Below are 24,787 nucleotides of genomic sequence, written 5' to 3'. Positions count from 1 at the left end.
ACGGGGTCTTGTGGAGCACACTCATTGTGAGTTAAACTCACTACCGCTGTCGCGCGAGCGGTCGCACGACCGCGCCCGCCGCCGCGGACGACCATGCCGCCGCGGACGACCGCGCCGCCCCTCCCCCACCCAGGAGGCCCCATGTCTTTCCCCTCACCCCTCCCCGGCTCCGGCGGCGGGCGCGGCATGCGCTCGTTCCGCCAGGACTCCTCCGTCGCGTCCCGTCGGCTGCACCGCGGCACGATCCGACGCGTCCTCACGTTCGCCCGGCCCTACCGGCGCCAGCTCGCGGCGTTCCTCGTGCTCATCTCGGTCGACGCCGCGGCGGGCGCGGCCACGCCGCTGCTGTTCCAGCGCATCATCGACGACGGCATCACGGCAGGCGACGTCGGCGTCGTCGTCGCGCTCTCGCTCGTCGCCGCCGGGCTGGCGGTGCTCTCGGGCGCGCTCGGGGTCGCCCAGCGCTGGTTCTCCTCGCGCATCGGCGAGGGCCTCATCGTCGACCTGCGCACGGCCGTCTTCGACCACGTGCAGCGCATGCCGCTCGCCTTCTTCAGCCGCACCCGGACCGGTGCGCTCGTGCAGCGCCTCAACGGCGACGTCCTCGGCGCGCAGCAGGCGTTCACGTCGACGCTCTCGAACGTCTTCTCGAACCTCCTCACCGTCGTGTTCGTCCTCGCCGCGATGCTCTCCATGTCCTGGCAGCTCACGCTCCTCGCCCTGACCCTGCTGCCCGCGTTCGTGCTCCCGGCCCGCTGGGTCGGCAAGCGCCTCGCCGCGATCACGCGCGAGAGCTACGAGCTCAACGCCGAGGCCGCGCAGACCATGAACGAGCGGTTCAACGTCGCGGGCGCCCACCTCGTCAAGGTCTTCGGCGACCCGGCCCGCGAGTCGTCCCGGTTCGCCGCCCAGGCCGGCCGCGTCCGTGACATCGGCGTGAAGCAGGCCATGTACGGCACGGTCTTCCGCGTCGGCCTCACCGTCGTCGCGTCGGTCGCCGTCGCCATCGTCTACGGGCTCGGCGGCGTCATGGCGATCTCGGGCACGCTGACGGTCGGCACCGTCGTCGCGCTCACCGCCTACCTCGGGCGCCTCTACGGCCCGCTCACCGCGATGTCCAACGTCCAGGTCGACGTCATGACCGCGCTCGTGAGCTTCGAGCGCGTGCTCGAGGTGCTCGACCTCGAGCCCACCGTCACCGACGCACCCGATGCCGACGACCTCGCCGACGACGTCGAGCGGCACGGGGCGAGCCTCGAGCTCGACGGCGTGACGTTCCGCTACCCCAGCGCGTCGGAGGTCTCCCTCGCCTCGCTCGAGTCCGTCGCCGTCGAGGGGACCGACCCCACGACCGACACCCTGCGCGACGTCACCTTCTCGGTCCCCGCGGGGGCGATGGTCGCTCTCGTCGGCTCGTCCGGCGCAGGCAAGACGACCGTGTCGCAGCTCGTCACGCGCATGTACGACCCGACCTCCGGGCACGTGCGGATCGCCGGGCGCGACCTGCGCGACGTCACGCAGGAGAGCCTGCACGACGCCGTCGGCGTGGTCACGCAGGAGGCGCACCTCTTCCACGACTCGATCGCCGAGAACCTCCGGTACGCCAAGCCGGACGCGACGGACGCCGAGCTCGAGTCCGCGCTGCGCCGCGCGCACGTGTGGGACGTCGTCGCCGCCCTGCCGTCCGGCATGGACACCGTCGTCGGCGACCGCGGCTACCGGATGTCCGGCGGCGAGCGGCAGCGGCTCGCGATCGCCCGGGTGTTCCTCAAGGCCCCGCAGCTCGTCGTCCTCGACGAGGCGACGGCGCACCTCGACTCGGACTCCGAGGCCGCGGTCCAGGCGGCCCTCGCCGAGGCGCTGCGCGGGCGCACGTCGCTCGTCATCGCGCACCGGCTCTCGACCGTCCGGGAGGCCGACCTCATCGTCGTCCTCGACGCCGGCCGCGTCGTCGAGACGGGCACGCACGCCGAGCTCCTCGCGCGCGGCGGCCGCTACGCCGCGCTCTACCGGACGCAGTTCGCCGACTCACCCGCGCCGTCGGGCAGCGAACCGAGCACAGTCCTGGCCGCTGCCACGGCCCCCGAGCCGGCGACGGCGACCGCCTGACGGCCGACCGCCGAGCAGGTGGTCCCGGCCCGTCGACCAGGCGGTCCCGGCTCGTCCGCGGCCGCTGACGGACCAGGACCACCTGGTCGGCGCTGTGAGCGCCAGGGCACGTGCCGGGCACGACGAAGGCCCGCCACCCCGAGGGGTGGCGGGCCTTCGTCTGCTCAGCGTGGCGTCCCGCGCGGGGCCGCCGGCCGGGTCAGTTGCCCGTGAGCTTCTCGCGGAGCGCGGCGAGCGCCTCGTCCGACGCGAGCGTGCCCGTGGCCTCGGCGGCCGGGGCCGACGAGTAGGACGTGCTGCTCGAGGACGACGAGCTCGAGGAGCCCGAGTCGCCCGACGCGGCGTCGAAGTCGGCCTTGACGGCCTCGGCGACCTGCTTGCGGTGCGCCTCCCAGCGCTCGTGCGCCTTGGCGTACTCCGCCTCCCAGGCCTCGCGCTGCGCCTCGAAGCCCTCGAGCCACTCGTTGGTCTCCGGGTCGAAGCCCTCGGGGTACTTGTAGTTCCCCTGCTCGTCGTACTCGGCGGCCATGCCGTAGAGCGCGGGGTCGAAGTCGTCCGACTCCGGGTCCACGCCCTCGTTGGCCTGCTTGAGCGACAGCGAGATGCGGCGGCGCTCGAGGTCGATGTCGATGACCTTGACGAAGACCTCGTCACCGACGTTGACGACCTGCTCCGGCAGCTCGACGTGGCGCACGGCCAGCTCCGAGATGTGCACGAGGCCCTCGATGCCGTCCTCGACGCGCACGAACGCACCGAACGGGACGAGCTTGGTGACCTTGCCCGGGACGACCTGACCGATCGCGTGGGTCCGGGCGAACGTCTGCCACGGGTCCTCCTGCGTCGCCTTCAGCGACAGCGAGACGCGCTCGCGGTCGAAGTCGACGTCCAGGACCTCGACCGTGACCTCCTGGCCGACCTCGACGACCTCGGACGGGTGGTCGATGTGCTTCCAGGACAGCTCGGAGACGTGCACGAGGCCGTCGACGCCGCCGAGGTCCACGAACGCACCGAAGTTGACGATCGAGGAGACGACACCGGGGCGCACCTGGCCCTTCTGCAGCGTCTGCAGGAAGGTGGAGCGGACCTCGGACTGCGTCTGCTCGAGCCAGGCGCGGCGCGAGAGGACGACGTTGTTGCGGTTCTTGTCGAGCTCGATGATCTTCGCCTCGATCTCCTTGCCGACGTACGGCTGGAGGTCGCGGACGCGACGCATCTCCACCAGGGAGGCCGGGAGGAAGCCACGGAGGCCGATGTCGAGGATGAGACCACCCTTGACGACCTCGATGACGGTGCCGGTGACGACGCCGTCCTCCTCCTTGATCTTCTCGATCGTGCCCCAGGCGCGCTCGTACTGGGCGCGCTTCTTGGACAGGATCAGACGGCCTTCCTTGTCCTCCTTCTGGAGGACGAGGGCCTCGACCGCGTCGCCGACGTTGACGACCTCACCGGGGTCCACGTCGTGCTTGATGGACAGCTCGCGGGAGGGGATGACGCCCTCGGTCTTGTAGCCGATGTCGAGGAGGACCTCGTCGCGGTCCACCTTGACGATCGTGCCTTCGACGATGTCGCCGTCGTTGAAGTACTTGATGGTCGCGTCAACGGCGGCGAGGAAGTCCTCCTCGGTGCCGATGTCGTTGACGGCAACCTGGGGTGCGGACTTCGCGGGGGTAGAGATGGTCATTGAGTTCGATGCTCCGATGCGGACAGGTGTAGTCGAGCGGGTAGGGTTCTCGGCGCGCCGCTGCCGCTGACCCGGTGACGTCATGGTGGGCGTCGTGGTCCGGGACGAAGGCAGGCGCAACGCACCGCCGTCCACCTTATCCGGGTGTCACCCCGGCGGTCAACGCGACGCCGGTGCGCGGCACCGCCCCCGCCCGGTCGCACCCGGGGCGCTCACGCGAGCACGCGCGCGACGCGCAGCAGCTCCTCCGGGACACGCTTGGGCCGGCCCGCGACCTCGGCCAGCGACACGAGCTCGACGCGCTCGCCCCGCAGCGCCGTCATCACGCCCGACGTCCCCGCGCTCACCGCGTCGACGGCCGCGACCCCGAACCGGCTCCCGAGGATGCGGTCGGTCGGCGTCGGCTCCCCGCCGCGTTGCACGTGCCCGAGCACCGTGAGCCGCGTGTCGAACCCCGTGCGCTCCGCGATCTCCGCGCTCACGCGCTCGCCGATCGACCCCGCGACGATCTCGCCGAAGCGGCCGAGCTGCTGCGTGAACTCCATCGACGACCCCTCGCGCGGGACCGCGCCCTCCGCGACGACGACGATCGAGAAGTTCGCGTGCGCCCGGTGCCGGTGCCGCAGGAACTTCACGAGCTGGTCGATGTCGAAGGGCTCCTCGGGGGCGAGGACCACCTCGGCACCGCCCGCGATGCCCGCGTTGACGGCGATCCAGCCGGCGTGGCGGCCCATGACCTCGACGACCATGACGCGGTTGTGGCTCTCCGCCGTCGTGTGCACCCGGTCGAGGGCCTCGGTCGCGATGTTCACCGCCGTGTGGAAGCCGATCGACAGGTCCGTCCCCTCGACGTCGTTGTCGATCGTCTTGGGGATCGCGACGATCTTGACGCCCGCCTCCGCGACCCGGCTCGCCGCGTGCAGCGTGCCGTCGCCGCCGATGCAGATCAGGGCGTCGAGGTGCTCGGCCTCGACCGTCGCGAGCACGGCGTCCATGCTGCCGTCCTCCTCGCGCGGGTGGAACCGCGCGGTGCCCAGCAGCGTCCCGCCGACCGGCAGCACGTTGCGGATGTCCTGGCGCCCCAGCGGGTGCACGTCGCCGTCGACCACACCGCGCCACCCGTTGCGGAAGCCGATGATGGTGTGCCCGTACTCCCCCGTCCCCTGCTTGACCACGGCCCGGATCGCCGCGTTCAGGCCGGGGCAGTCGCCTCCGCCGGTGAGAAGTCCGATGCGCACCTGTTCCTCCGTCTCGTCGTCCCGTCGCGCGTCCTCGCGCGCGTGCCCGGCGTCGACGGAGGTGCCGACCTCCGCGGCACCGCGTCACGCTCAACCCTAGTCAACCCCGCGGCCCGGGTCACGGCCCGTCCCGGTCCTCGGGCACGCCGACGACCAAGGTCCCGCGCGTCCGGGCCGTGCGGCGCCCTGCGGTGCCCGGGGCCGGTGGTGCCCGGGACAATGGGCCGCATGAGCCAGACCCCCGCCCCCGTGCCGCCGCAGGTCCCGGTCCCGGACGTCGCCCCGCCCGGCCCGACGGCGGACGCCGGCTACCGGGACGTGCCCGCCGCCGAGGGTGGCCGCGCCGGGCGCGGGTGGTGGGACGCGAACGCCGCCGAGTATCTCGACGAGCACGGGGCGTTCCTCGGCGCGGCGGACTTCTGCTGGTGCCCGGAGGGACTGCGGGAGCGCGACGCGCGCCTGCTCGGCGAGGTGACCGGCCTCCGCGTCCTCGAGGTCGGGGCCGGTGCGGCACAGTGCTCGCGCTGGCTCGTCGCCCAGGGCGCGCAGGCGGTCGCCACGGACGTCTCCCGGGGCATGCTCGCCGCGGGTGCGGCGCTCGACCGGGCGACGGGGATCCGCGTGCCCGCCGTCCAGGCCGACGCGCGCCGCCTGCCGTTCGCCGACGGGAGCTTCGACGCCGCGTTCACGTCGTTCGGCGCGATCCCGTTCGTCCCCGACGCCGACGCGATCCACCGCGAGGTCGCCCGGGTGCTCCGACCGGGCGGCACCTGGACGTTCTCCGTCACGCACCCCTCACGCTGGGCGTTCCCCGACGACCCGAGCGCGCACGGGCTGACCGCGAACCGCTCGTACTTCGACCGCCGTCCCTACGTCGAGACGGACGCCGCCGGCCGTGTCGTCTACGCCGAGTACCACCGCACGCTGGGCGACCAAGTGCGCGAGGTGGTCGCCGCCGGGCTGGAGCTGCGCGACGTCGTCGAGCCCGAGTGGCCCACCGACAACACCGAGGTGTGGGGCGGCTGGGGACCGGTGCGCGGTGCCTACCTGCCCGGGACGGCGATCTTCCGCACGCGCCTCCCGGGCTGACCCGGCCGGGTCAGTGTCCCGCCTCGTGCCACGTCGCGCCGACACCGACCGAGACGTCGAGCGGCACGTCGAGGTCCGCCGCCGCGCCCATCTGCGTGCGCAGCAGCTCCTCGACGGCGTCGCGCTCGCCCGGGGCGACCTCGACCACGAGCTCGTCGTGCACCTGCAGGAGCAGCCGCGAGCGCAGTCCGCGCTCGTCGATCGCGCGCTGGACGCCCAGCATCGCGACCTTGATGATGTCGGCCGCGCTCCCCTGGATGGGCGCGTTGAGGGCCATGCGCTCCGCCATCTGGCGCCGCTGCCGGTTGTCGCTCGTGAGGTCGGGCAGGTATCGACGGCGGCCGAGGATGGTCGCCGTGTACCCCGTCGCGCGCGCCTCGTCGACGACGCCCGTGAGGTAGTCGCGCACGCCGCCGAAGCGCTCGAAGTAGTCGTCCATGAGCTTCTGCGCCTCGCCCACCTCGATGGTGAGCTGCTGCGACAGCCCGAACGCCGACAGCCCGTACGCCAGGCCGTAGGACATCGCCTTGATCTTCGAGCGCATCGCGGGCGTGACCTCGGCCGCCGGGACCTCGAACACGCGCGACCCGACGTAGGAGTGCAGGTCCTCGCCGGACCGGAACGCCTCGATGAGCCCCTCGTCACCCGACAGGTGCGCCATGATGCGCATCTCGATCTGGCTGTAGTCGGCCGTCATGAGCGTCTCGTAGCCCTCCCCGACGACGAACGCGCGCCGGATGCGACGGCCCGCCTCCGTCCGGATCGGGATGTTCTGGAGGTTCGGGTCGGTCGAGCTGAGGCGCCCGGTCGCCGCGATGGTCTGCTGGAACGTCGTGTGGATCCGTCCGTCGTCCGCGACGGACTTGAGCAGGCCCTCCACGGTCTGGCGCAGGCGCGAGGCGTCACGGTGCGAGAGCAGGTGCTCGAGGAACGGGTGCTGCGTCTTGACGAAGAGGTCCGCGAGCGCCGACGCGTCGGTCGTGTAGCCCGTCTTGATCTTCTTCGTCTTGGGCATCCCGAGCTGGTCGAACAGCACCTCCTGCAGCTGCTTGGGCGAGCCGAGGTTCACCTCGCGCCCGATGACGGCGTACGCCTCCGACGCGGCGGTCGCGACGAGGTCGCCGAAGTGCTGCTCGAGCTCGCGCAGGTAGTCGACGTCCGCGGCGATGCCGCGCTGCTCCATGCGCGCGAGCACCTGGGAGAGCGGCAGCTCGAGGTCGGTGAGGAGCGTCGTGGCCCCGCGGTCCTCGAGCTCGCCCGCGAGAGCGTCGCCGAGCTGGGCGACGGCGAGCGCGCGGACGGCGTCGCGCTCCTGCTCGCCGTTCCCGTCGAGCGAGAGGTCGAGCGCGCCCTGGGCGTCGTTGCCCGCCTCGGTGTCGGGGCGCAGCTCGCGGTGCAGGTGGCGCACGACGAGGTCGCCGAGGTCGTAGCCGCGCTGGTCCGGATGGCACAGGTAGGCGGCGAGCTCGGTGTCGAACGTGACGCCCGCGAGGTCGTAGCCGCGCGCCGCGAGCTCGTGCCACGCGGACTTCGCGCCGTGCACGGCCTTGGGCCGCGCCGGGTCGGCGAGCCACGCGGCCAGCGCCTCGTCGTCGGCCCCCGCGACGTCGGCGAGCTCGAGCGCCACGGCCGCCCCGGCGTCGTCGGACACCGCGACCGCCCAGGCGTCCCCGCCGCCGGGCACCGCCTTGCCGGCCACCTCGACCCCGAGGCGCCGGTCACCGTGCTCGGCGAGCCACGCGCCGAGCCCCCCGGGCAGGACGTCGGCGAGCTTGACGTCGAACCCCGCCTCCGTCTCGACCTCGCCCTCGGGCGCGATCGCGAAGAGCCGGTCGCGCAGGGCCCGGAACTCGAGCGCGTCGAGGACGCGGTGCGCGGCCTCGCGGTCCCAGGGACGCGTCACGAGGTCGTCGGGGCCGACGGGGAGCTCGAGGTCGCGCAGGAGCGCGTTGAGCCGTCGGTTGAGGCGGACCTGGTCGAGGTGCGCACGGAGGTTCTCCCCCGCCTTGCCCTTGATCTCGTCCGCGTGGTCGAGCAGGCCGTCGAGGTCGCCGTACGCCGTGATCCACTTGGCGGCCGTCTTGGGCCCGACGCCGGGGATGCCCGGCAGGTTGTCGGACGTCTCGCCCACGAGCGCGGCGAGGTCCGGGTAGCGCTCGGGCGGCACGCCGTACTTCTCGACGACGGCGGCGCTGTCCATCCGCGCGAGCTCCGAGACGCCCTTCTTCGGGTAGAGCACCGTGACGTCGGGACCCACGAGCTGGAACGAGTCACGGTCGCCGGAGCAGACGAGGACCTCCATCCCGGCGTCCGCGCCCTGCGTGGCGAGCGTCGCGAAGATGTCGTCCGCCTCGTAGCCCTCGCGCTCGAGCGTCGGGATGTGCAGCGTCTCGAGAATCTCCTTGATGAGCGGGACCTGACCGCGGAACGGCTCGGGCGACGACTCGCGCGTGCCCTTGTAGCTCGGGAGGATCTCCGTGCGGAACGACTGGCGCCCCGCGTCGAACGCGACGGCGACGTGCGTCGGCTCCTCGTCCCGCAGGAGGTTGATGAGCATCGACGTGAAGCCGTACACCGCGTTCGTGTGCTGTCCCGTGGTCGTCGAGAAGTTCTCCGCCGGGAGCGCGAAGAACGCGCGGTAGGCCATGGAGTGTCCGTCGATGAGCAGGAGGCGAGGTCGCGCGGAGGTCGTCACGGGTGCCAACCTACAGTCCATGACCGACACGCACGGCCCCGACCGGACCACCGACCCCGCCGCGCCCGCGGCCGCCGCGACCGGCGCGCCCGCGGCCCCGCGCCACGCCTACGAGGCCATGGGCCTGCGCACCGCGGGCACGCTCATCGAGCGCATGGGCATCGAGCTGGAGGTCGTGAGCGCCGACCGGGTCACCGCGCGCATGCCCGTCGCGGGCAACACCCAGCCCGCGGGCCTGCTGCACGGGGGCGCGTCGGTCGTGCTCGCCGAGACGCTCGGGTCGATCGCCGCGCAGCTCCACGGTGGGCCCGGGCGCGCCGCGGTGGGGATCGAGGTCAACGCCACCCACCACCGGGGGGTGCGCGACGGCTGGGTCCACGGGGAGGCCGTCGCGGTGCACCGGGGCCGTACGACGGCGAGCTACGAGATCGTGGTGTCCGACGACGAGGGACGTCGTGTGTGCACGGCCCGCCTCACGTGCATGATCCTCGGCCGGGACTGACGGCGACGCCGCGCCGGCCGTCCCGGGCGGGCTCTGCCCGCGGACGGCCGCCCGGCTCAGCCGGGCAGGGTCTCGCGGGCCTCGACCGGCGTCACGACGCCGCCGCGGTTGCGGTACTCCGCCTGGAACTCGCGCAGGTCGACCGGTCCGGACATCGTCTCGGTCCGGGCACGACGACGGCGCGCGATGAGGTCCTCGAGGGAACGGGTGCCCCGGCGGGTGGGCGTGAGGTCGGCCGCGAGGCGACGCTGGAGCACCGCGGTCGACACGACGCGGTGGCCCGCGACCGGGCCGAAGCCGAGCCGCGCGAGGAAGCGCTGGACGCCGCGCGATCCGGGGATCGGGACCGAGTAGACGTGCGTCGCACCGGCGCCGGCAGCGAGGTCCGCCGTCGCGCTGAGCAGCGCGTGACCCACGCCGCGTCGGCGGGAGTCCTCGCCGACGTAGACGGCCTCGACGTACAGGCTCGGCTCGTCGGCGAACAGGTGCGGGTCGAGCACGCGCGCCAGCACGAACCCGACGGGGCGGCCGTCGTGCAGGGCGACGAGGACGTTGCCGCCCGGGAGCGTGAGCAGCACCGACAGGTGCCGGACCAGGCGGTCCTCGTCGGGCGCGCAGATCTGCGCCCCGGACGCCGACTCGCGCCGGGCCTCCGAGCACAGCACAGCGATCCCCGGCAGGTCGTCACCGACCGCGGGCCTGACCTCCACTGCTGGGCGCACCGCGCTCCTCCTCGTTCGCACCGTGGGACCGACGGCACCGAGGGACGTGGGGGGTGAGATGGTTCCACGTCGCTCGGACGGCGCCGTCGGCCGTCGACTGAGCACTACGTGGCGACCGCGTGTCCACCGCCCCGGGAACTACTGGACGCCAGTCCAAGACGATAGCCCGCCCGGGGCGCCGTGACAAAGGTCCTGCTCAGGACACCGGCCACGGCCGATCGGTCGCCGACGCGGGCTCAGGCGCCGCCGACCTGCTCGATGACGGCGTCCGCGACCTCGCGCATGGTGAGGCGCCGGTCCATCGACGTCTTCTGGATCCAGCGGAACGACTCCGGCTCCGACAGACCCATCTTGGTCATGAGCAGACCCTTGGCACGGTCCACGCGCTTGCGCGTCTCGAAGCGCTCCGCCAGGTCCGCGACCTCGGACTCGAGCGCCGTGATCTGCGAGTAGCGCGAGATCGCGATCTCGACCGCGGGCAGCAGGTCCGCCGGCGTGAACGGCTTGACGACGTAGGCCATGGCCCCCGCGTCGCGCGCCCGCTCGACGAGCTCCGCCTGCGAGAACGCCGTGAGCAGGACGACCGGCGCGGCGTGCGCCTTGCCGATCTGCTCCGCGGCGGAGATGCCGTCGAGCTCGGGCATCTTCACGTCCATGACGACGACGTCGGGCTTGAGCTCGAGAGCCAGCTTGACCGCCGTGGCGCCGTCGCCCGCCTCGCCGACGACGTCGAAACCGGCGTCGCGCAGCGTCTCGACCACATCGAGACGGATCAGGGCCTCGTCCTCGGCGACGACCGCGCGGCGCGCGGGACGGCCCGACGGGGCGGGGGTCGCGGCGGGCTCGGGCTCGATCATCGGGGGCAGGTCGAGCGGCTGCTTGTCCTCGGGCTGCGCTGTCTGGTCACTCACGGGGTTCACTGTAGTGCGCCGCACCCCCTGCCGCCCCCGCGTTTCGCCCTCGGAGGAGTGTGATTCTCGTGAAGGCGCGCACGTGTGGTTCGATGGTGCACGCGCAACGGACCCGGCGACCGGCTCCGACGCGCACCGCCCCGGTAGCCCAACCGGCAGAGGCGTTCGGCTCAAACCCGATCCAGTGTGGGTTCGAATCCCACCCGGGGCACCTCCCCTGTCACCGCGCCGCACCCGGCGCGAGCCGGCGGCCCGTCCCCCACGCCGACGGCTCCGGACCGTACCGGACGACCATCGAGCGGAACGCCTCCGCCGCGCGCGTCCGAGCACCCGTCCGTTCCGCGCCGGGCTCCACCGCCTCCGACGCGCGCGCCAGCTCGTCGTCGACGAACCACCCCAGTGGTCTCGGGACGGCGCCGGCACCCATCTCGCGCGACACCGCCTTGAGCGCGACGAGCTCCGCCGCGGCGCGCACCACGTCCCCCGAGGCCTCCCCCTCCGTGAGCAGCGTCACCAGATCCATGGGCGGTACGGCGTCGTCGGGGCGCACGCGCAGCCACCGCAGCGTCGCCGCCGGGCGCACGACGTAGAAGACCTTCTTGTACGGCACCGCGGGCACCGACCACCATCGGTCGCGCTGACCCAGCGCCACGTGCAGGTAGTGGCGCCGCAGCGCGTCGCGGTCGACGACGTGCTCCGCGAGCGCGAGCAGCTCCGCCCGGAACGCGTCGTCGGCGCGATAGACGATCGGCGAGCGCAGCCACTCCAGCAGGGTCGCGTTCCCCCGTACGAGCAGCCGGACCGCCTTGAGCAGGTCCCACCCGTTCACGTCAAGCACCGCGTCGAGCGGGGTCTCGACGACGTCGCGCCGCGGCCACGGGTCCAGGTAGTCCGCCTGCGACCGGACGTACACGAACCGGCAGTCGTGGTCCGAGTCCGGCGACGGGAACCCCCATGCACGGCTCCCGCTCTCCACCGCGAGCGGTATCGCGACCCGCTCGTCGCGCACGACGGCGTCCAGCCGCGCGTCGACCCGACGCACGACCGCAGGGTCCAGGGAGTCCGGCACGGCACGCATCCCGCGAGGGTAGGGGTACCGAGAACCCCGTGTCGTGCACTTTCCGGCACGGTGCCGGGTCGGACGGTGACGTCACCGGGGAGCGGGGCCGGAGAGGAGGAGGGCGCGGGTCGTGGCGGGGCTGGCGGGAGGCCGCGAGGCACGAGCGGCCGGATGGTAGACCCGCGCCCTCCTCCTCGGAGCGCCTCGCGAAGGCGACCGCACGGGCCGGCTCCGGAACGCCGGACGGCGGCGCCCCCACGAGAGGGGCGCCGCCGTGCGACGTCATGCGCGGTCTACGCCCTCACGGGCGCGACGGCGTCAGGCGCGCGTGTCGGAGTGGTCGCCGATCTTGTGCACGAGGATCGAGTTCGTCGTGCCCGGCTGGCCCACGGGGGCGCCGGAGACGACGACCACGAGGTCGCCGACCTCGGCGAGGCCGTTGGCCTGGAGGGTCGTGTCGACCTGGTCGACCATCGCGTCGGTGTTCTCCACCTCGGGCACCTGGTAGGTCTGGGTGCCCCATGTGAGCGACAGGACGTTGCGCACGTGCTCGCGCGGCGTGAAGGCGAGCAGCGGGATCGACGAGCGCAGGCGCGACATGCGGCGCGCCGAGTCGCCCGACTGGGTGAACGTCGCGAGGTACTTCGCGCCGAGGATCTCGCCGATCTCCGCAGCCGCGCGCGTGATGGCGCCACCGCGCGTGTGCGGGGTCGAGCCGAGCGGCGCGATGCGCTCGCGGCCGGCCTCCTCCGTCGCCTCGATGATGCGGGCCATGGTCTGCACCGTGAGGATCGGGTACTCGCCCACGCTGGTCTCGCCCGAGAGCATGACCGCGTCGGCGCCGTCGAGGACGGCGTTGGCGCAGTCGGACGCCTCGGCGCGCGTCGGGCGCGGCGAGTTCGTCATGGACTCGAGCACCTGCGTCGCGACGATGACGGGCTTGGCGTTGCGACGCGCGAGCTCGACGATGCGCTTCTGGACGAGCGGCACCTGCTCCAGCGGGAGCTCGACCGCGAGGTCGCCGCGGGCGACCATGACGCCGTCGAACGCGTCGACGATCTCGGCGAGGTTCTCGACGGCCTGCGGCTTCTCGATCTTCGCGACGACGGGGACCGTGCGGCCCTCCTCGTCCATGATCCGCTTGACGTCCTCGAAGTCCTTCGCGGACCGCACGAAGGACAGCGCGATGATGTCCGCGCCGAGCTTGAGGGCCCAGCGCAGGTCGTCCTGGTCCTTCTCGGACAGCGCCGGCACGGAGACCGCGACGCCCGGGAGGTTCAGGCCCTTGTTGTTCGACACCGGGCCGGCGACCTCGACACGCGTCACGACGCGCGGGCCCTCGACGGCGGTGACGCGGACGAGCACCTTGCCGTCGTCGATGAGGATCGGGTCGCCGACGCGCGCGTCGCCCGGCAGGCCCTTGTGCGTCGTGGAGACGAGCTCCTTGGTGCCGACGACGTCCTCGGTCGTGATCGTGAAGGTGTCACCCTCCTCGAGCCAGTGCTTCTCGTCGCCGCCGAAGCGGCCCAGGCGGATCTTCGGCCCCTGGAGGTCGACGAGCACCGCGACGGAGCGGCCCGACTCGGCGGCGGCCTCGCGCACGCCGTGGTAGACGGCCGCGTGCTCCTCGGCGCTGCCGTGGCTGCGGTTGATCCGCGCCACGTCCATCCCGGCGTCGACGAGCGCGCGGAGCTGCTCCTTCGACTCGGTCGCGGGTCCGATGGTGCAGACGATCTTTGCTCTGCGCATATCTCCAGCCTCTAGTCTTCCGACCGGCCGGGAGCCGGTCGTCGCGGGGTGCCCCTCCCTAGGATGCCCCGCTCATCGTCCCGGCGCCGGACACCCGGCGCCGGGGTGCACGTCAAGCGCGCAAGGACACGGTGTTCGCGCGCACAGGCGCGGGCAGCTCGGTCCCTCCCTGAAGGTAGGCGTCGACGGATGCCGCCGCCGCCCGTCCCTCGGCGATCGCCCACACGATCAGCGACTGCCCACGACCCGCGTCGCCGGCCACGAAGACCCCGGGCAGCGACGACGCGAAGTCGTCGCCGCGCGCCACGAGGCCGCGGCCCGTGAGGTCCGCGCCGGCCTGGGTCGTGATGGTCGCCGTCTCCGGCCCGGTGAAGCCCATCGCGACGAGCACGAGGTCCGCGGGGATCTCGCGCTCGGTGCCCGCCTTGGGCACGCGACGGCCGTCGGGCAGGTACTCGGTCTCCGCGACGCGCAGCGCGCGCACGGCTCCGTTCTCGTCGCCCAGGAACTCGACGGTGGACGCGAGGAACTCGCGCTCACCGCCCTCCTCGTGCGACGTGGACACCTCGAACACGATCGGGTCCGTCGGCCACGGCTGGGTCGCGGACCGCTCGAGCGGCGGCTGCTTGCCGATCGCGAGCGTCGTCACGCTCGCCGCGCCCTGGCGCAGCGAGGTGCCGAGGCAGTCCGACCCGGTGTCGCCGCCGCCGATGACGATGACGTGCTTGCCCGTGGCCGTGATCTGGTCGGCGACCTCGCGCCCGGCGACGACGGCGTTCGCCTGGTGCAGGAAGTCCATGGCGAAGTGGATGCCGTCGAGCTCTCGCCCGGGGACCGACAGGTCGCGCGGGACGGTCGCACCCGTGGCGACCACGACGGCGTCGTACCGGGCCCGCAGGTCGTCCCACGTGATGTCGACGCCGATCTCGACACCGGGGCGGAACCGCGTGCCCTCGGCCTCCATCTGCGCCACGCGGCGGTCGATGTGGTGCTTCTCGAGCTTGAAGTCGGGGATGCCGTAGCGCAGCAGCCCACCGATCGCGTCGTCCCGCTCGTAGACGGCGACCGTGTGGCCGGCGCGCGTGAGCTGCTGCGCGGCGGCGAGGCCGGCAGGCCCCGAGCCCACGACGGCGACCGTCGAGCCCGTGAGGCGCTGCGGCACCTGCGGCGTGACGTAGCCGCGCGCGAACGCCTCGTCGATGATCGAGACCTCGACGTTCTTGATCGTCACGGCCGGCTGGTTGATGCCGAGCACGCAGCTCGACTCGCACGGTGCCGGGCACACGCGACCGGTGAACTCCGGGAAGTTGTTGGTCTCGTGCAGGCGGTCGATCGCGTCGGCCCACTGGTCGCGGTAGACGAGGTCGTTCCACTCCGGGATGAGGTTCCCGAGCGGGCAGCCCTGGTGGCAGAACGGGATGCCGCAGTCCATGCAGCGTCCCGCCTGCTCCTTGAGGAACGGCTGGCCCTCCTCGAGGTGCGCGTGCACGTCCTTCCAGTCCCGCAGGCGCACGGCCACCGGGCGGTTGGGCGGGAGCTCGCGCTCCCGCACCTTCAGGAATCCGCGGGGGTCAGCCACGGGCCACCTCCAAGATCTGGTCCCACACGCCCGGGGCCGCGGGGTCGAGCCCTGCCGACTCCGCCTTCTCGAGCGCCGAGCGCATGCGGGCGAAGTCGGTCGGCAGCACGCGCGTGAAGCGCTGGACGGCCGCGGGGAAGTCCTCGAGGAGCTCGGCCGCGAGCGGCGACCCCGTCTCCTCGTGGTGACGACGGACGAGCTGCTCGACGAGCGCGACCTCGGCGTCCTCGAGCGGGCTCAGGCCGAGCTCGCCGGTGGCGAGCGCGCTCGTGTTGACGTTGCCCTCGCGCAGGTCGAGCACGTACGCGGTGCCGCCGGACATGCCGGCGCCGAAGTTGCGCCCGGTCGGGCCGAGCACGAGCACCGTGCCGCCCGTCATGTACTCGCAGCCGTGGTCGCCCACGCCCTCGACGACGAGCGTGGCGCCCGAGTTGCGCACGCCGAAGCGCTCGCCGACCCGGCCGCGCAGGAAGATCTCGCCCGACGTCGCGCCGTAGCCGATGACGTTGCCCGCGACGACGTTGCTCGACCCGGTGAGGACCGCGTTGCGGTCCGGGCGCACGACGATCCGTCCGCCCGACAGGCCCTTGCCGACGTAGTCGTTCGCGTCGCCGAACAGGCGCAGCGTGACGCCGCGCGGCAGGAACGCGCCGAGCGACTGGCCGGCGGACCCGGTGAGGGTCACGTCGATCGTGTCGTCGGGCAGGCCCTCGCCGCGGAACCGCTTGGTCACCTCGTGGCCGAGCATCGTGCCGACGGTGCGGTTGACGTTGCGCACCGGCAGGGAGATGCGGACCGGCTCGCGCCGCTCGAGCGCGTCCTCGGCGAGCGCGACGAGCTGGTTGTCGAGCGCCTTCTCGAGGCCGTGGTCCTGCGTCGTGGTGTTGCGCAGCGAGGCGCCCTCCACCGGCACGGGACGCTCGAGCACGGGCCCGAGGTCGAGGCCCTGGGCCTTCCAGTGGTCGATCGCCTTGCGCGTGTCGAGGAGCTCGACACGGCCGATGGCCTCCTCGACGGTCCGGAAGCCGAGGCGCGCCAGGTACTCGCGCACCTCCTCGGCGATGAACTCGAAGAAGTTCACGACGAACTCCGGCTTGCCCGTGAACCGGGCGCGCAGCTCGGGGTTCTGCGTCGCGACGCCGACCGGGCACGTGTCCAGGTGGCACACGCGCATCATGACGCAGCCCGAGACGACCATGGGGGCGGTCGCGAAGCCGAACTCCTCGGCCCCGAGCAGCGCCGCCACGACCACGTCGCGACCGGTCTTCATCTGGCCGTCGACCTGGACGACGATCCGGTCGCGCAGGTTGTTGAGCACGAGCGTCTGCTGGGTCTCGGCGAGGCCGATCTCCCAGGGCGTGCCCGCGTGCTTGAGCGACGTCAGCGGGCTCGCACCCGTGCCGCCGTCGTGACCCGAGATGAGGACGACGTCCGCGTGCGCCTTGGACACGCCCGTCGCGACCGTCCCGACGCCGAACTCGGAGACGAGCTTGACGTGGATGCGCGCCGCCGGGTTCGCGTTCTTCGCGTCGTGGATGAGCTGCGCGAGGTCCTCGATCGAGTAGATGTCGTGGTGGGGCGGCGGCGAGATGAGCCCGACGCCCGGCGTCGAGTGCCGGGTCTTCGCGACCCACGGGTACACCTTGTGCCCAGGGAGCTGACCGCCCTCGCCGGGCTTGGCGCCCTGGGCGAGCTTGATCTGGATGTCGTCCGCGTTCGTCAGGTACTCGCTCGTGACGCCGAAGCGGCCCGACGCGATCTGCTTGACCTTGGAGCGGCGCTCCGGGTCGTACAGGCGCTCCGGGTCCTCGCCGCCCTCGCCGGTGTTCGACCGGCCACCCAGACGGTTCATCGCGATCGCGAGGGTCTCGTGCGCCTCCGCGGAGATCGACCCGTAGGACATGGCGCCCGTGTTGAAGCGCTTGACGATCTCGCTCACGGGCTCGACCTCGTCGAGCGGGACCGCGGGGCGCTCGCCCTCGCGCAGCGCGAGGAGGCCGCGCAGCGTCATGAGGCGCGAGGACTGCTCGTCCACGCGGTGCGTGTACTGGCGGAAGATGTCGAACCGGCGCTCGCGCGTGGCGTGCTGCAGGCGGAAGACCGTCTCCGGGTCGAACAGGTGCTCCTCGCTGTCGCGGCGCCACTGGTACTCGCCGCCCGTCGTGAGGCGCACGTGCGGGCGGTGGTTGCCGGACTTGGGGTACGCGTCGACGTGGCGCGCGGCGACCTCGGCCGCGACGACGTCGAGCCCGATGCCGCTGAGGCGCGACGTCGTGCCCGTGAAGAACGCCTGCACGAGGTCGTGGGACAGGCCCACCGCCTCGAACACCTGGGCGCCGCGGTACGAGGAGATGGTCGAGATGCCCATCTTGCTCATGACCTTGAGCACGCCCTTGCCGAGCCCCTTGATGAGGTTCGCGACGGCCTTCGCCGGGTCGACCGTGAGGTAGCCGCGGCGCGCGAGGTCCTCGACCGTCTCCATGGCGAGGTACGGGTTGACCGCGGCCGCGCCGTAGCCGATGAGCAGCGCGACGTGGTGCACCTCGCGCACGTCGCCGGCCTCGACGACGAGCGACACCTGGGTGCGCGTGTGCCGCCGCAGCAGGTGGTGGTGCACCGCGCTCGACAGGAGCAGCGACGGGATCGGCGCGTGCTCGGCGTCCGAGTCGCGGTCCGACAGCACGATGAAGCTCGCGCCCGCGGCGACGTGCTCGTCGACCTCGGCGAAGATCTCCTCGAGGCGGGCGAGCAGGGACTCGCCGCCGCCCGCGACGCGGTACAGGCCCTTGATCGTCACCGCGCGGAAGATGCCGGAGAGCTTCGGGTCCTTGTCGACGCGGATGATCTTCGCGAGCTGGTCGTTGTCGAGCACGGGGAAGGGCAGCATGAGCTTGCGCGCGTGCTCGGGCGTGTCGACGAGGAGGTTCGGCTCCGGGCCGATCGCGCCGCCGATGGACGTGACGAGCTCCTCGCGGATCGCGTCCAGCGGCGGGTTCGTCACCTGCGCGAACATCTGCGTGAAGTAGTCGAACAGCAGGCGCGGACGCTTCGCGAGGACGGCGATGGGCGTGTCCGTGCCCATCGCGCCCAGCGGCTCCGCCCCCGTGTTGGCCATCGGGGTGAGGATGACCTTGAGCTCCTCCTGCGTGTACCCGAAGGCGCGCTGGCGGCGCTCGACGGACGCGGGGCTGTGCGCGACGTGCTCGCGCTCGGGGAGCTGGTCGAGGTAGACCGCGTTCTCGGCGACCCACTGCGCGTACGGGCGCTGGGCGGCGAGCTGGGACTTGATCTCCTCGTCCTCGATGATCCGGCCCTGGCCGGTGTCGACGAGGAACATGCGGCCGGGCTCGAGGCGGCCCTTGCGGACGATCGTCGCGGGGTCGAGGTCGAGCACGCCCGCCTCGCTCGCGAGCACCACGAGGCCGTCCTCGGTCACCCAGTAGCGCCCCGGGCGCAGGCCGTTGCGGTCCAGGACCGCGCCGATGAGCGTGCCGTCGGTGAAGTTGAGGCACGCGGGGCCGTCCCACGGCTCCATGAGCGTCGAGTGGTACTCGTAGAACGCGCGCAGGTCCGGGTCCATGTCGGCGTGGTTCTCCCACGCCTCCGGGATCATCATGAGCACCGCGTGCGGCAGCGAGCGGCCCGAGAGGTGCAGGAGCTCGAGCACCTCGTCGAAGCTCGCCGAGTCGCTGGAGCCCTCCGAGCACACCGGCAGGAGCGGGGCGAGGTCGCCGACGGCCTCGCTCGCGAGGGTGCCCTCACGCGCCGCCATCCAGTTCCGGTTGCCGCGCACCGTGTTGATCTCGCCGTTGTGCGCGATCATGCGGAACGGCTGCGCGAGCGGCCACGACGGGAACGTGTTCGTCGAGAACCGCGAGTGCACGAGCGCGATCTCGCTCGCGTACCGCGGGTCGGACAGGTCGGGGAAGAACGGCTCGAGCTGCGCCGTCGTGAGCATCCCCTTGTACGTGAGGGTGCGCGCCGAGAGCGACGCGAAGAACAGGCCGAGCTCGTTCTCCGCGCGCTTGCGCAGGCGGTACGTGCGACGGTCGAGCTCGACGCCGGACAGCTCGCGCGCGGGGTCCGCGACGACGACCTGACGGAACAGCGGCATGGACGCACGCGCGCTCGGGCCGACGAGGTCGGCCGTGACGGGCACGTCGCGCCACGCGAGGACCTCGAGCTTCTCCTCCGCCGCGATCGCCTCGACGCCACGGGCCGCCTCGGCGGCGGCGTCGGCCTCCTGCGGGAGGAAGGCCATGCCGATGGCGTAGTGGCCCGCGGGCGGGAGCTCCGCGTCGACCACGTCGCGCACGAAGGCGTCGGGAATCTGCGTGAGGATCCCGGCGCCGTCGCCGCTGTTCTCCTCGGCACCGACGGCGCCGCGGTGGTCGAGGTTGAGCAGGGCCGTCAGCCCCGCGTCAACGATGTCGCGTCCGGGCGTGCCGCGGAGCGTCGCCACGAAGGCGACGCCGCACGCGTCGTGCTCGGCGGCGGGGTCGTACAGACCGGATGCCGTGGGAGGGGCGGACAGGGCGGGTGCCCGGTGCGCGTCCCGATACTGCGGCGTGGTCATCAACACCGTCCTCACAGGCGCCCGACCGAGACGGCCGGGCTGGTTCCAGCTGGGGGGGTTCGGGACGTCGTCGGCCCTATGGACATGACAGAACCCACCGGGCGGTCGCCCGGCGGATTCGCCTATGAATGACGGATGCTCAGCGACCGGGGTCTGGTCGCGCGGCATCTGCCTGCTCGGACTCCTCCGAGTCGTCGGAGTCCTCGGTCGTCGAGGGGTCCTCGTCGTCGGTCGACTCCTCGACCGGCTCCTCGGACCCCGTGGTGGACGCCTCGTCCGGAGCGTCGAGGGACACCGTCTCCTCGCGCCCGGGGTGGCGACGCCCGACAACGATAAACGCAATCAGCGCACCGACACCGACCAGGATCGAGGTCCAGACGTTCAGCCGGAGGCCGAGGACGAGCTCGGCCTCGTCGATGCGCAGCATCTCGATCCACACACGACCGAGCGTGTAGACGAAGACGTAGAGCCAGAATACCCGACCATGACCCAGCCGGAACCGACGGTCCAGGTAGATCAGGAGCAGGGCAGCGCCGATGTTCCAGACCATCTCGTAGAGGAACGTCGGGTGGAACAGGGTGCCCGGCGGGTACCCGGCCGCGGCGGCCACGGAGTCGTCGACGCGCAGCCCCCAGGGGAGGGTCGTCGGGGCGCCGAACAGCTCCTGGTTGAACCAGTTGCCGAGCCGGCCGACGGCCTGCGCGAGCAGCAGGCCGGGCGCCAGGGCGTCCGCGAACGCGGGGAAACTCACGCGCTGGCGGCGGCACCCGATGTACGCGCCGACCGCGCCGAGCGCGACGGCGCCCCAGATGCCCAGGCCGCCCTCCCACACGTAGAGCGCGCGGACGGGGTCGCCGTTCGGGCCCCAGTACGGGTCCGGCGTCGAGAAGACGTGGTAGAGCCGGCCGCCCACGATGCCGAAGGGGACCGCCCAGAAGGCGATCTCCAGGACGTCGTCCGCCTCTCCCCCGCGCTCCACCCAGCGGCGCCGGGTGAGCCACAGGGCCACCGCGATGCCCGCGAGGATCGCGAGGGCGTACGCCCGGATCGGGAACGGCCCGACATACCACGTGTGCTGCGGGGGGCTCGGGAGCGCGGCGGGCAGGGCGCCCGCGGCCTCCACGAGCTGCCCGACGGCGAGCGCGGCGCTCATGCGACCACCTCTCCTGTCGTCGTCGTGCCGGCCGGGACGCCGTCGCCGGCCCCGTCCCGGCCCGCGCGGACGCCCGCGACGAGGTCCGCCGCGACGGCCTTCAGGGCGGCGAGCCGCTCGTCCCACGGCGCGTCGCCCAGGAGCGGGCGGACGAACGCGGAGCCGACGATGACGCCGTCGGCGTAGCGGCCGACCTCGGCGGCCTGCTCGCCGGTGGACACGCCGAGGCCGACGCACACCAGGTCGGCGCCGGCGGCGCGCGTGTCGGCGACGAGCCGCGCGGCCTGCGGCCCGACGGCCGCCCGCACGCCCGTGACGCCCATCGTCGAGGCGGCGTAGACGAACCCGCGCGACGCGCGCGCCGTGAGCCGCAGCCGCTCGGCCGTCGAGCTCGGCGCGACGAGAAAGACGCGGTCCAGCCCGTGCGCCTCCGACGCGTCCAGCCACGCGCGACCCTCGTCGGGGATGAGGTCGGGCGTGATGAGACCGGCTCCCCCGGCGGCGGCGAGGTCGCGCGCGAACGCGTCGACGCCGTACCGCAGGACCGGGTTCCAGTACGTCATGACGAGCACCGGGACCCGGCCGCCGGTGCGTTCGGTGACGGCAGCGACGACGCGGAACACGTCGGCGACGCGCACGCCCGCGTCGAGCGCGGTCTGCGCGGCGGCCTGGATCACCGGACCGTCCATCACGGGGTCGGTGTACGGGATGCCGAGCTCCAGCACGTCCACGCCCGAGTCGACGAGCGCGAGCGCCGCCTCGATCGAGCGGTCCACGGTCGGGAAGCCGACGGGCAGGTAGGCCACGAGCGCGGCCCGACCCTCCGCGCGGAGCTCGAGCAGGCGGCGCGCGGTGCCCGACGCGCCTGCGGTCGTCCCGGGGGCGTCCTTGGTCCGTGCCGCGCTCACAGCTGTCCCTCCGTGCCCGTCGCCGTCTCGGCGATCGCGTCGTCGTCCACGAGGTCGAACCACCGGGCGGCGGTCGCGACGTCCTTGTCCCCGCGCCCCGAGAGGTTCACCAGGATCACGTGGTCGGTGCGGCCCGCGGCGGCCGCCGCGCGGCCGACCCGCAGCGCGCCGGCGAGCGCGTGCGCCGACTCGATCGCGGGGATGATGCCCTCCGTGCGGCACAGCAGCCGGAAGGCCTCCATGGCCTCGGAGTCGGTCACGGGCTCGTAGGTGGCCCGACCGAGGTCGTGGAGCCACGAGTGCGCCGGGCCGACGCTCGGGTAGTCGAGCCCCGCCGAGACCGAGTGGCTGGGCAAGGTCTGGCCGTCGTCGTCCTGCAGCAGGTACGAGCGAGCACCGTGCAGGACGCCGGGAGCGCCTCCGCTGAAGCGGGCCGCGTGGCGGCCGGTCTCCACGCCCTCGCCGCCGGCCTCGAAGCCGTAGAGCTCGACGCCCTCGTCGTCGAGGAACGCGTTGAACAGGCCGAGCGCGTTGGACCCTCCGCCGACGCACGCCGCGAGCGCGTCCGGCAGCCGCCCGATGCGGTCGAGGATCTGCGTGCGCGCCTCCTCGCCGATGACGCGGTGGAACTCGCGCACCATCTCGGGGAAGGGGTGCGGGCCGGTCACGGTGCCGAGGAGGTAGTGCGTCGTGTCGACGTTCGCGACCCAGTCGCGGAGCGCCTCGTTGATCGCGTCCTTGAGCGTGCGCTGCCCGATCGTCACGGGCACGACCTCGGCGCCGAGCAGGCGCATGCGAGCCACGTTGAGCGCCTGGCGCCGAGTGTCCTCCTCGCCCATGTACACGACGCACTCGAGGTCGAGCAGGGCCGCGGCCGTCGCCGTCGCGACGCCGTGCTGGCCCGCCCCGGTCTCGGCGATCACGCGCGTCTTGCCCATCCGCTTGACGAGCAGCGCCTGGCCGAGGACGTTGTTGATCTTGTGCGAGCCGGTGTGGTTGAGGTCCTCGCGCTTGAGGAAGACGCGCGAGCCGCCCGCGTGCTGCGCGAAGCGCGGCACCTCGGTGAGCGGGCTGGGACGCCCGGTGTACTCGCGCTGGAGGCGCGCGAGCTCGTTCACGAACGCCGGGTCGTCGAGCGCCTTGCGGTACTCGGTCTCCAGTTCGTCCAGGGCGGCGATGAGCGCCTCGGGGACGAACCGTCCGCCGAACTCGCCGAAGTAGGGACCCTCCTGGGTCGCGAGGGAGCGCGTCAGGTCGGCGCGCACGGAGTGCTCGGCACTCCGTGAGGTGGTCGAAGGTGTCGAGTCGGGCACGGGGCCGGTCCTCCTGCGTGGTGGGGTGTGCTGGGCCGGGGCGCGGCGCCTGCGGCGTGACGGACGGAGCCGTCGTGCCTCAGGGCCGCACGGACCACAGCGACGGGTGCGACCCGGCCGCGACGAGGTCCGCGACGGACGAGCGCGGGGCGTCGTCGGTCACGAGCGCCTCGCCGACGAGCACCGCGTGCGCACCGGAACGGGCATAGTCCATGACGTCGTGCGGCCCGCGCACGCCGGACTCGGCGACGCGGACGACCTCGTCCGGGATGGCGGGCGCGAGGCGCGCGAACGTGGTGCGGTCCACGTCGAGCGTCTTGAGGTTGCGCGAGTTGACGCCCACGACGCGGGCGCCCGCGTCGAGCGCGCGCGAGACCTCGTCCAGCGTGTGCACCTCGACGAGCGCCGTCATCCCGAGCGAGTGGACGCGCTCGACGAGCGACGTGAGGACCGTCTGCTCGAGCGCGGCGACGATGAGGAGGACGATGTCGGCACCGTGCGCGCGCGCCTCCCACACCTGGTACGGCGTCACGACGAAGTCCTTGCGGAGCACGGGGACGTCGACCCGGGCGCGCACGGCGTCGAGGTCGGCGAGGCTGCCGTTGAACCGCCGCTGCTCGGTGAGCACGGAGATCGCGGCCGCGCCGCCCTTCTCGTACTCCCCGGCGAGCTCGGCCGGGTCGGAGATCGCCGCGAGCGCACCCTTGCTGGGGCTCGAGCGCTTCACCTCGGCGATGACCGCGACCGCGTCGTCCGCCTTGAGGCGGCTCACGCACTCGAGCGCGCCGGGGAGGCGGGACGCGCGTTCCTTCAGCTCGTCGAGCGAGGTCGCCGCCTGACGCACCGCGAGATCCTCGCGCACGCCCGCGACGATGTCGTCCAGAACCGTCATCGTCCCACCACTCCCCGTGTCGTCCCGCCCCCCGGCCGGGCCGGTCGGCCATCGTGCACCCACAGGTTCGGGCCGACCCGTTGACAGGGAGGTACCTGCCATCGTAGAGCCGCCCCCGAGTGACGATGACCACGGCCCAGCCCCCGAGACGGCCGTCGCGGCGCTGCCCGACCCTCTCACCCCGCTGCCGGGCCGAGCCACGGGACGAGCGCGGGCACGTTCCGCAGGACGCCGAAGAGGAGGAGGACGCCGAGGGAGGCCCACGCGACCCCGGCAGGGAGGCGCGGGGCCGGGCGCCCGCGCCAGGCCCGGACGAGCCACGTGACCCACAGCGCGACGAGCAGCGGCGCGACGACGACCCAGAGGGGGTTCATGGACCAGGCCGCGGCGACGTCGAGGTGCACGAGGTCGTAGGTGGCGCGCAGTCCGCCGCACCCCGGGCACGCGAGGCCGGTCAGGGCGAGCAGGGGGCACGTGACGTAGTGCCCTGGGCGGTTCGGGTCGACGGCACCGACGTAGACCACCGCCGCCGCGACGAGCGCGCCGACCGCGAGGGGTGCCTGCGCCGCGCGCGGGACCCGCCGACGTCGCACGGCCTCGGACGTCACGT

The 24,787-nt window shown here is 73.0% G+C and carries 17 protein-coding genes and 1 tRNA gene; 4 read left to right on the top strand and 14 right to left on the bottom strand.

Going from position 1 to position 24,787, the window contains the following annotated elements; translation table 11 throughout:
- The first annotated feature begins 141 nt into the window (after positions 1-141).
- Positions 142-2,109, top strand: a complete 1,968-nt coding sequence (locus ABRQ22_RS08340; RefSeq protein ID WP_253049689.1) for an ABC transporter ATP-binding protein — start codon at positions 142-144, stop codon at positions 2,107-2,109.
- A gap of 199 nt (positions 2,110-2,308) precedes the next feature.
- Here ABRQ22_RS08340 and rpsA read toward each other — a convergent pair whose 3' ends face one another.
- Both rpsA and ABRQ22_RS08330 read right to left on the bottom strand, forming a co-directional pair.
- On the bottom strand, positions 2,309-3,790 hold the full coding sequence (gene rpsA, locus ABRQ22_RS08335; protein ID WP_253049691.1) for a 30S ribosomal protein S1: 1,482 nt from the start codon (positions 3,788-3,790) through the stop codon (positions 2,309-2,311).
- Between the two features lie 212 nt (positions 3,791-4,002).
- Positions 4,003-5,028, bottom strand: coding sequence for an ATP-dependent 6-phosphofructokinase (locus ABRQ22_RS08330; RefSeq protein ID WP_253049693.1), 1,026 nt, complete (start codon positions 5,026-5,028; stop codon positions 4,003-4,005).
- A gap of 228 nt (positions 5,029-5,256) precedes the next feature.
- Between ABRQ22_RS08330 and ABRQ22_RS08325 the strand changes: the two genes are divergently transcribed.
- Positions 5,257-6,117, top strand: coding sequence for a class I SAM-dependent methyltransferase (locus ABRQ22_RS08325; protein WP_353709198.1), 861 nt, complete (start codon positions 5,257-5,259; stop codon positions 6,115-6,117).
- 10 nt (positions 6,118-6,127) lie between these two features.
- Here ABRQ22_RS08325 and polA read toward each other — a convergent pair whose 3' ends face one another.
- A complete protein-coding gene (gene polA, locus ABRQ22_RS08320; protein WP_353709197.1) occupies positions 6,128-8,833 on the bottom strand; it encodes a DNA polymerase I in 2,706 nt (901 codons plus the stop codon).
- A 97-nt stretch (positions 8,834-8,930) separates the two neighbouring features.
- On the opposite strand from polA, the gene ABRQ22_RS08315 reads away from it, so the two are divergent.
- On the top strand, positions 8,931-9,314 hold the full coding sequence (locus ABRQ22_RS08315) for a hotdog fold thioesterase (protein ID WP_353709525.1): 384 nt from the start codon (positions 8,931-8,933) through the stop codon (positions 9,312-9,314).
- Positions 9,315-9,370: 56 nt separating this feature from the next.
- On the opposite strand, the gene ABRQ22_RS08310 is transcribed toward ABRQ22_RS08315, so the two are convergent.
- The gene (locus ABRQ22_RS08310; protein ID WP_353709196.1) at positions 9,371-10,036 is read right to left on the bottom strand and encodes a GNAT family N-acetyltransferase; all 666 of its coding nucleotides are present in this window, start codon (positions 10,034-10,036) and stop codon (positions 9,371-9,373) included.
- Between the two features lie 236 nt (positions 10,037-10,272).
- Complete coding sequence (locus ABRQ22_RS08305) at positions 10,273-10,893, bottom strand: response regulator (protein WP_053370758.1); 621 nt, start codon at positions 10,891-10,893, stop codon at positions 10,273-10,275.
- Between the two features lie 191 nt (positions 10,894-11,084).
- Here ABRQ22_RS08305 and ABRQ22_RS08300 point away from each other — a divergent pair.
- Positions 11,085-11,158 (top strand) — tRNA-Leu (locus ABRQ22_RS08300).
- Between the two features lie 9 nt (positions 11,159-11,167).
- Here the strand turns inward: ABRQ22_RS08300 and ABRQ22_RS08295 are convergent.
- The 9 genes from ABRQ22_RS08295 to ABRQ22_RS08255 form a co-directional block, all read right to left on the bottom strand.
- On the bottom strand, positions 11,168-12,025 hold the full coding sequence (locus ABRQ22_RS08295) for a nucleotidyltransferase domain-containing protein (protein WP_353709195.1): 858 nt from the start codon (positions 12,023-12,025) through the stop codon (positions 11,168-11,170).
- Positions 12,026-12,325: 300 nt separating this feature from the next.
- Positions 12,326-13,756, bottom strand: coding sequence for a pyruvate kinase (gene pyk / locus ABRQ22_RS08290; protein WP_253049701.1), 1,431 nt, complete (start codon positions 13,754-13,756; stop codon positions 12,326-12,328).
- Between the two features lie 112 nt (positions 13,757-13,868).
- Positions 13,869-15,335, bottom strand: coding sequence for a glutamate synthase subunit beta (locus ABRQ22_RS08285; protein WP_253049703.1), 1,467 nt, complete (start codon positions 15,333-15,335; stop codon positions 13,869-13,871).
- Positions 15,328-19,911 carry a glutamate synthase large subunit gene (gene gltB, locus ABRQ22_RS08280; RefSeq protein WP_353709194.1) on the bottom strand — a complete coding sequence of 1,528 codons (4,584 nt, stop codon included), beginning with the start codon at positions 19,909-19,911 and terminating at the stop codon, positions 15,328-15,330. The genes ABRQ22_RS08285 and gltB overlap by 8 nt, the downstream gene beginning before the upstream one ends.
- 139 nt (positions 19,912-20,050) lie before the next feature.
- On the bottom strand, positions 20,051-21,064 hold the full coding sequence (gene lgt / locus ABRQ22_RS08275) for a prolipoprotein diacylglyceryl transferase (RefSeq protein ID WP_253049707.1): 1,014 nt from the start codon (positions 21,062-21,064) through the stop codon (positions 20,051-20,053).
- Positions 21,061-21,906, bottom strand: coding sequence for a tryptophan synthase subunit alpha (gene trpA, locus ABRQ22_RS08270; RefSeq protein WP_353709524.1), 846 nt, complete (start codon positions 21,904-21,906; stop codon positions 21,061-21,063). The genes lgt and trpA overlap by 4 nt, the downstream gene beginning before the upstream one ends.
- Positions 21,907-21,968: 62 nt before the next feature.
- A complete protein-coding gene (gene trpB, locus ABRQ22_RS08265; RefSeq protein WP_353709193.1) occupies positions 21,969-23,237 on the bottom strand; it encodes a tryptophan synthase subunit beta in 1,269 nt (422 codons plus the stop codon).
- A gap of 127 nt (positions 23,238-23,364) precedes the next feature.
- Positions 23,365-24,177 carry an indole-3-glycerol phosphate synthase TrpC gene (gene trpC / locus ABRQ22_RS08260; protein ID WP_353709192.1) on the bottom strand — a complete coding sequence of 271 codons (813 nt, stop codon included), beginning with the start codon at positions 24,175-24,177 and terminating at the stop codon, positions 23,365-23,367.
- A 176-nt stretch (positions 24,178-24,353) separates the two neighbouring features.
- Positions 24,354-24,785 carry a DUF2752 domain-containing protein gene (locus ABRQ22_RS08255; protein WP_353709191.1) on the bottom strand — a complete coding sequence of 144 codons (432 nt, stop codon included), beginning with the start codon at positions 24,783-24,785 and terminating at the stop codon, positions 24,354-24,356.
- Positions 24,786-24,787 lie beyond the last annotated feature (2 nt).

The organism is Cellulosimicrobium sp. ES-005, from assembly GCF_040448685.1.
Taxonomy (GTDB): domain Bacteria; phylum Actinomycetota; class Actinomycetes; order Actinomycetales; family Cellulomonadaceae; genus Cellulosimicrobium; species Cellulosimicrobium cellulans_G.
Note: the sequence above shows the minus strand (reverse complement) of the source record. Positions and strands in the feature narration are given on the sequence as shown.

Coding starts and splice junctions, on each gene's coding strand:
- lgt (WP_253049707.1), bottom strand. CDS start 21,064: ATGAGCGCCGCGCTCGCCGTCGGGCAGCTCGTGGAGGCCGCGGGCGCC.
- ABRQ22_RS08305 (WP_053370758.1), bottom strand. CDS start 10,893: ATGATCGAGCCCGAGCCCGCCGCGACCCCCGCCCCGTCGGGCCGTCCC.
- ABRQ22_RS08325 (WP_353709198.1), top strand. CDS start 5,257: ATGAGCCAGACCCCCGCCCCCGTGCCGCCGCAGGTCCCGGTCCCGGAC.
- gltB (WP_353709194.1), bottom strand. CDS start 19,911: ATGACCACGCCGCAGTATCGGGACGCGCACCGGGCACCCGCCCTGTCC.
- polA (WP_353709197.1), bottom strand. CDS start 8,833: ATGGACTGTAGGTTGGCACCCGTGACGACCTCCGCGCGACCTCGCCTC.
- ABRQ22_RS08295 (WP_353709195.1), bottom strand. CDS start 12,025: ATGCGTGCCGTGCCGGACTCCCTGGACCCTGCGGTCGTGCGTCGGGTC.
- trpC (WP_353709192.1), bottom strand. CDS start 24,177: ATGACGGTTCTGGACGACATCGTCGCGGGCGTGCGCGAGGATCTCGCG.
- rpsA (WP_253049691.1), bottom strand. CDS start 3,790: ATGACCATCTCTACCCCCGCGAAGTCCGCACCCCAGGTTGCCGTCAAC.
- ABRQ22_RS08340 (WP_253049689.1), top strand. CDS start 142: ATGTCTTTCCCCTCACCCCTCCCCGGCTCCGGCGGCGGGCGCGGCATG.
- pyk (WP_253049701.1), bottom strand. CDS start 13,756: ATGCGCAGAGCAAAGATCGTCTGCACCATCGGACCCGCGACCGAGTCG.
- ABRQ22_RS08315 (WP_353709525.1), top strand. CDS start 8,931: ATGGGCCTGCGCACCGCGGGCACGCTCATCGAGCGCATGGGCATCGAG.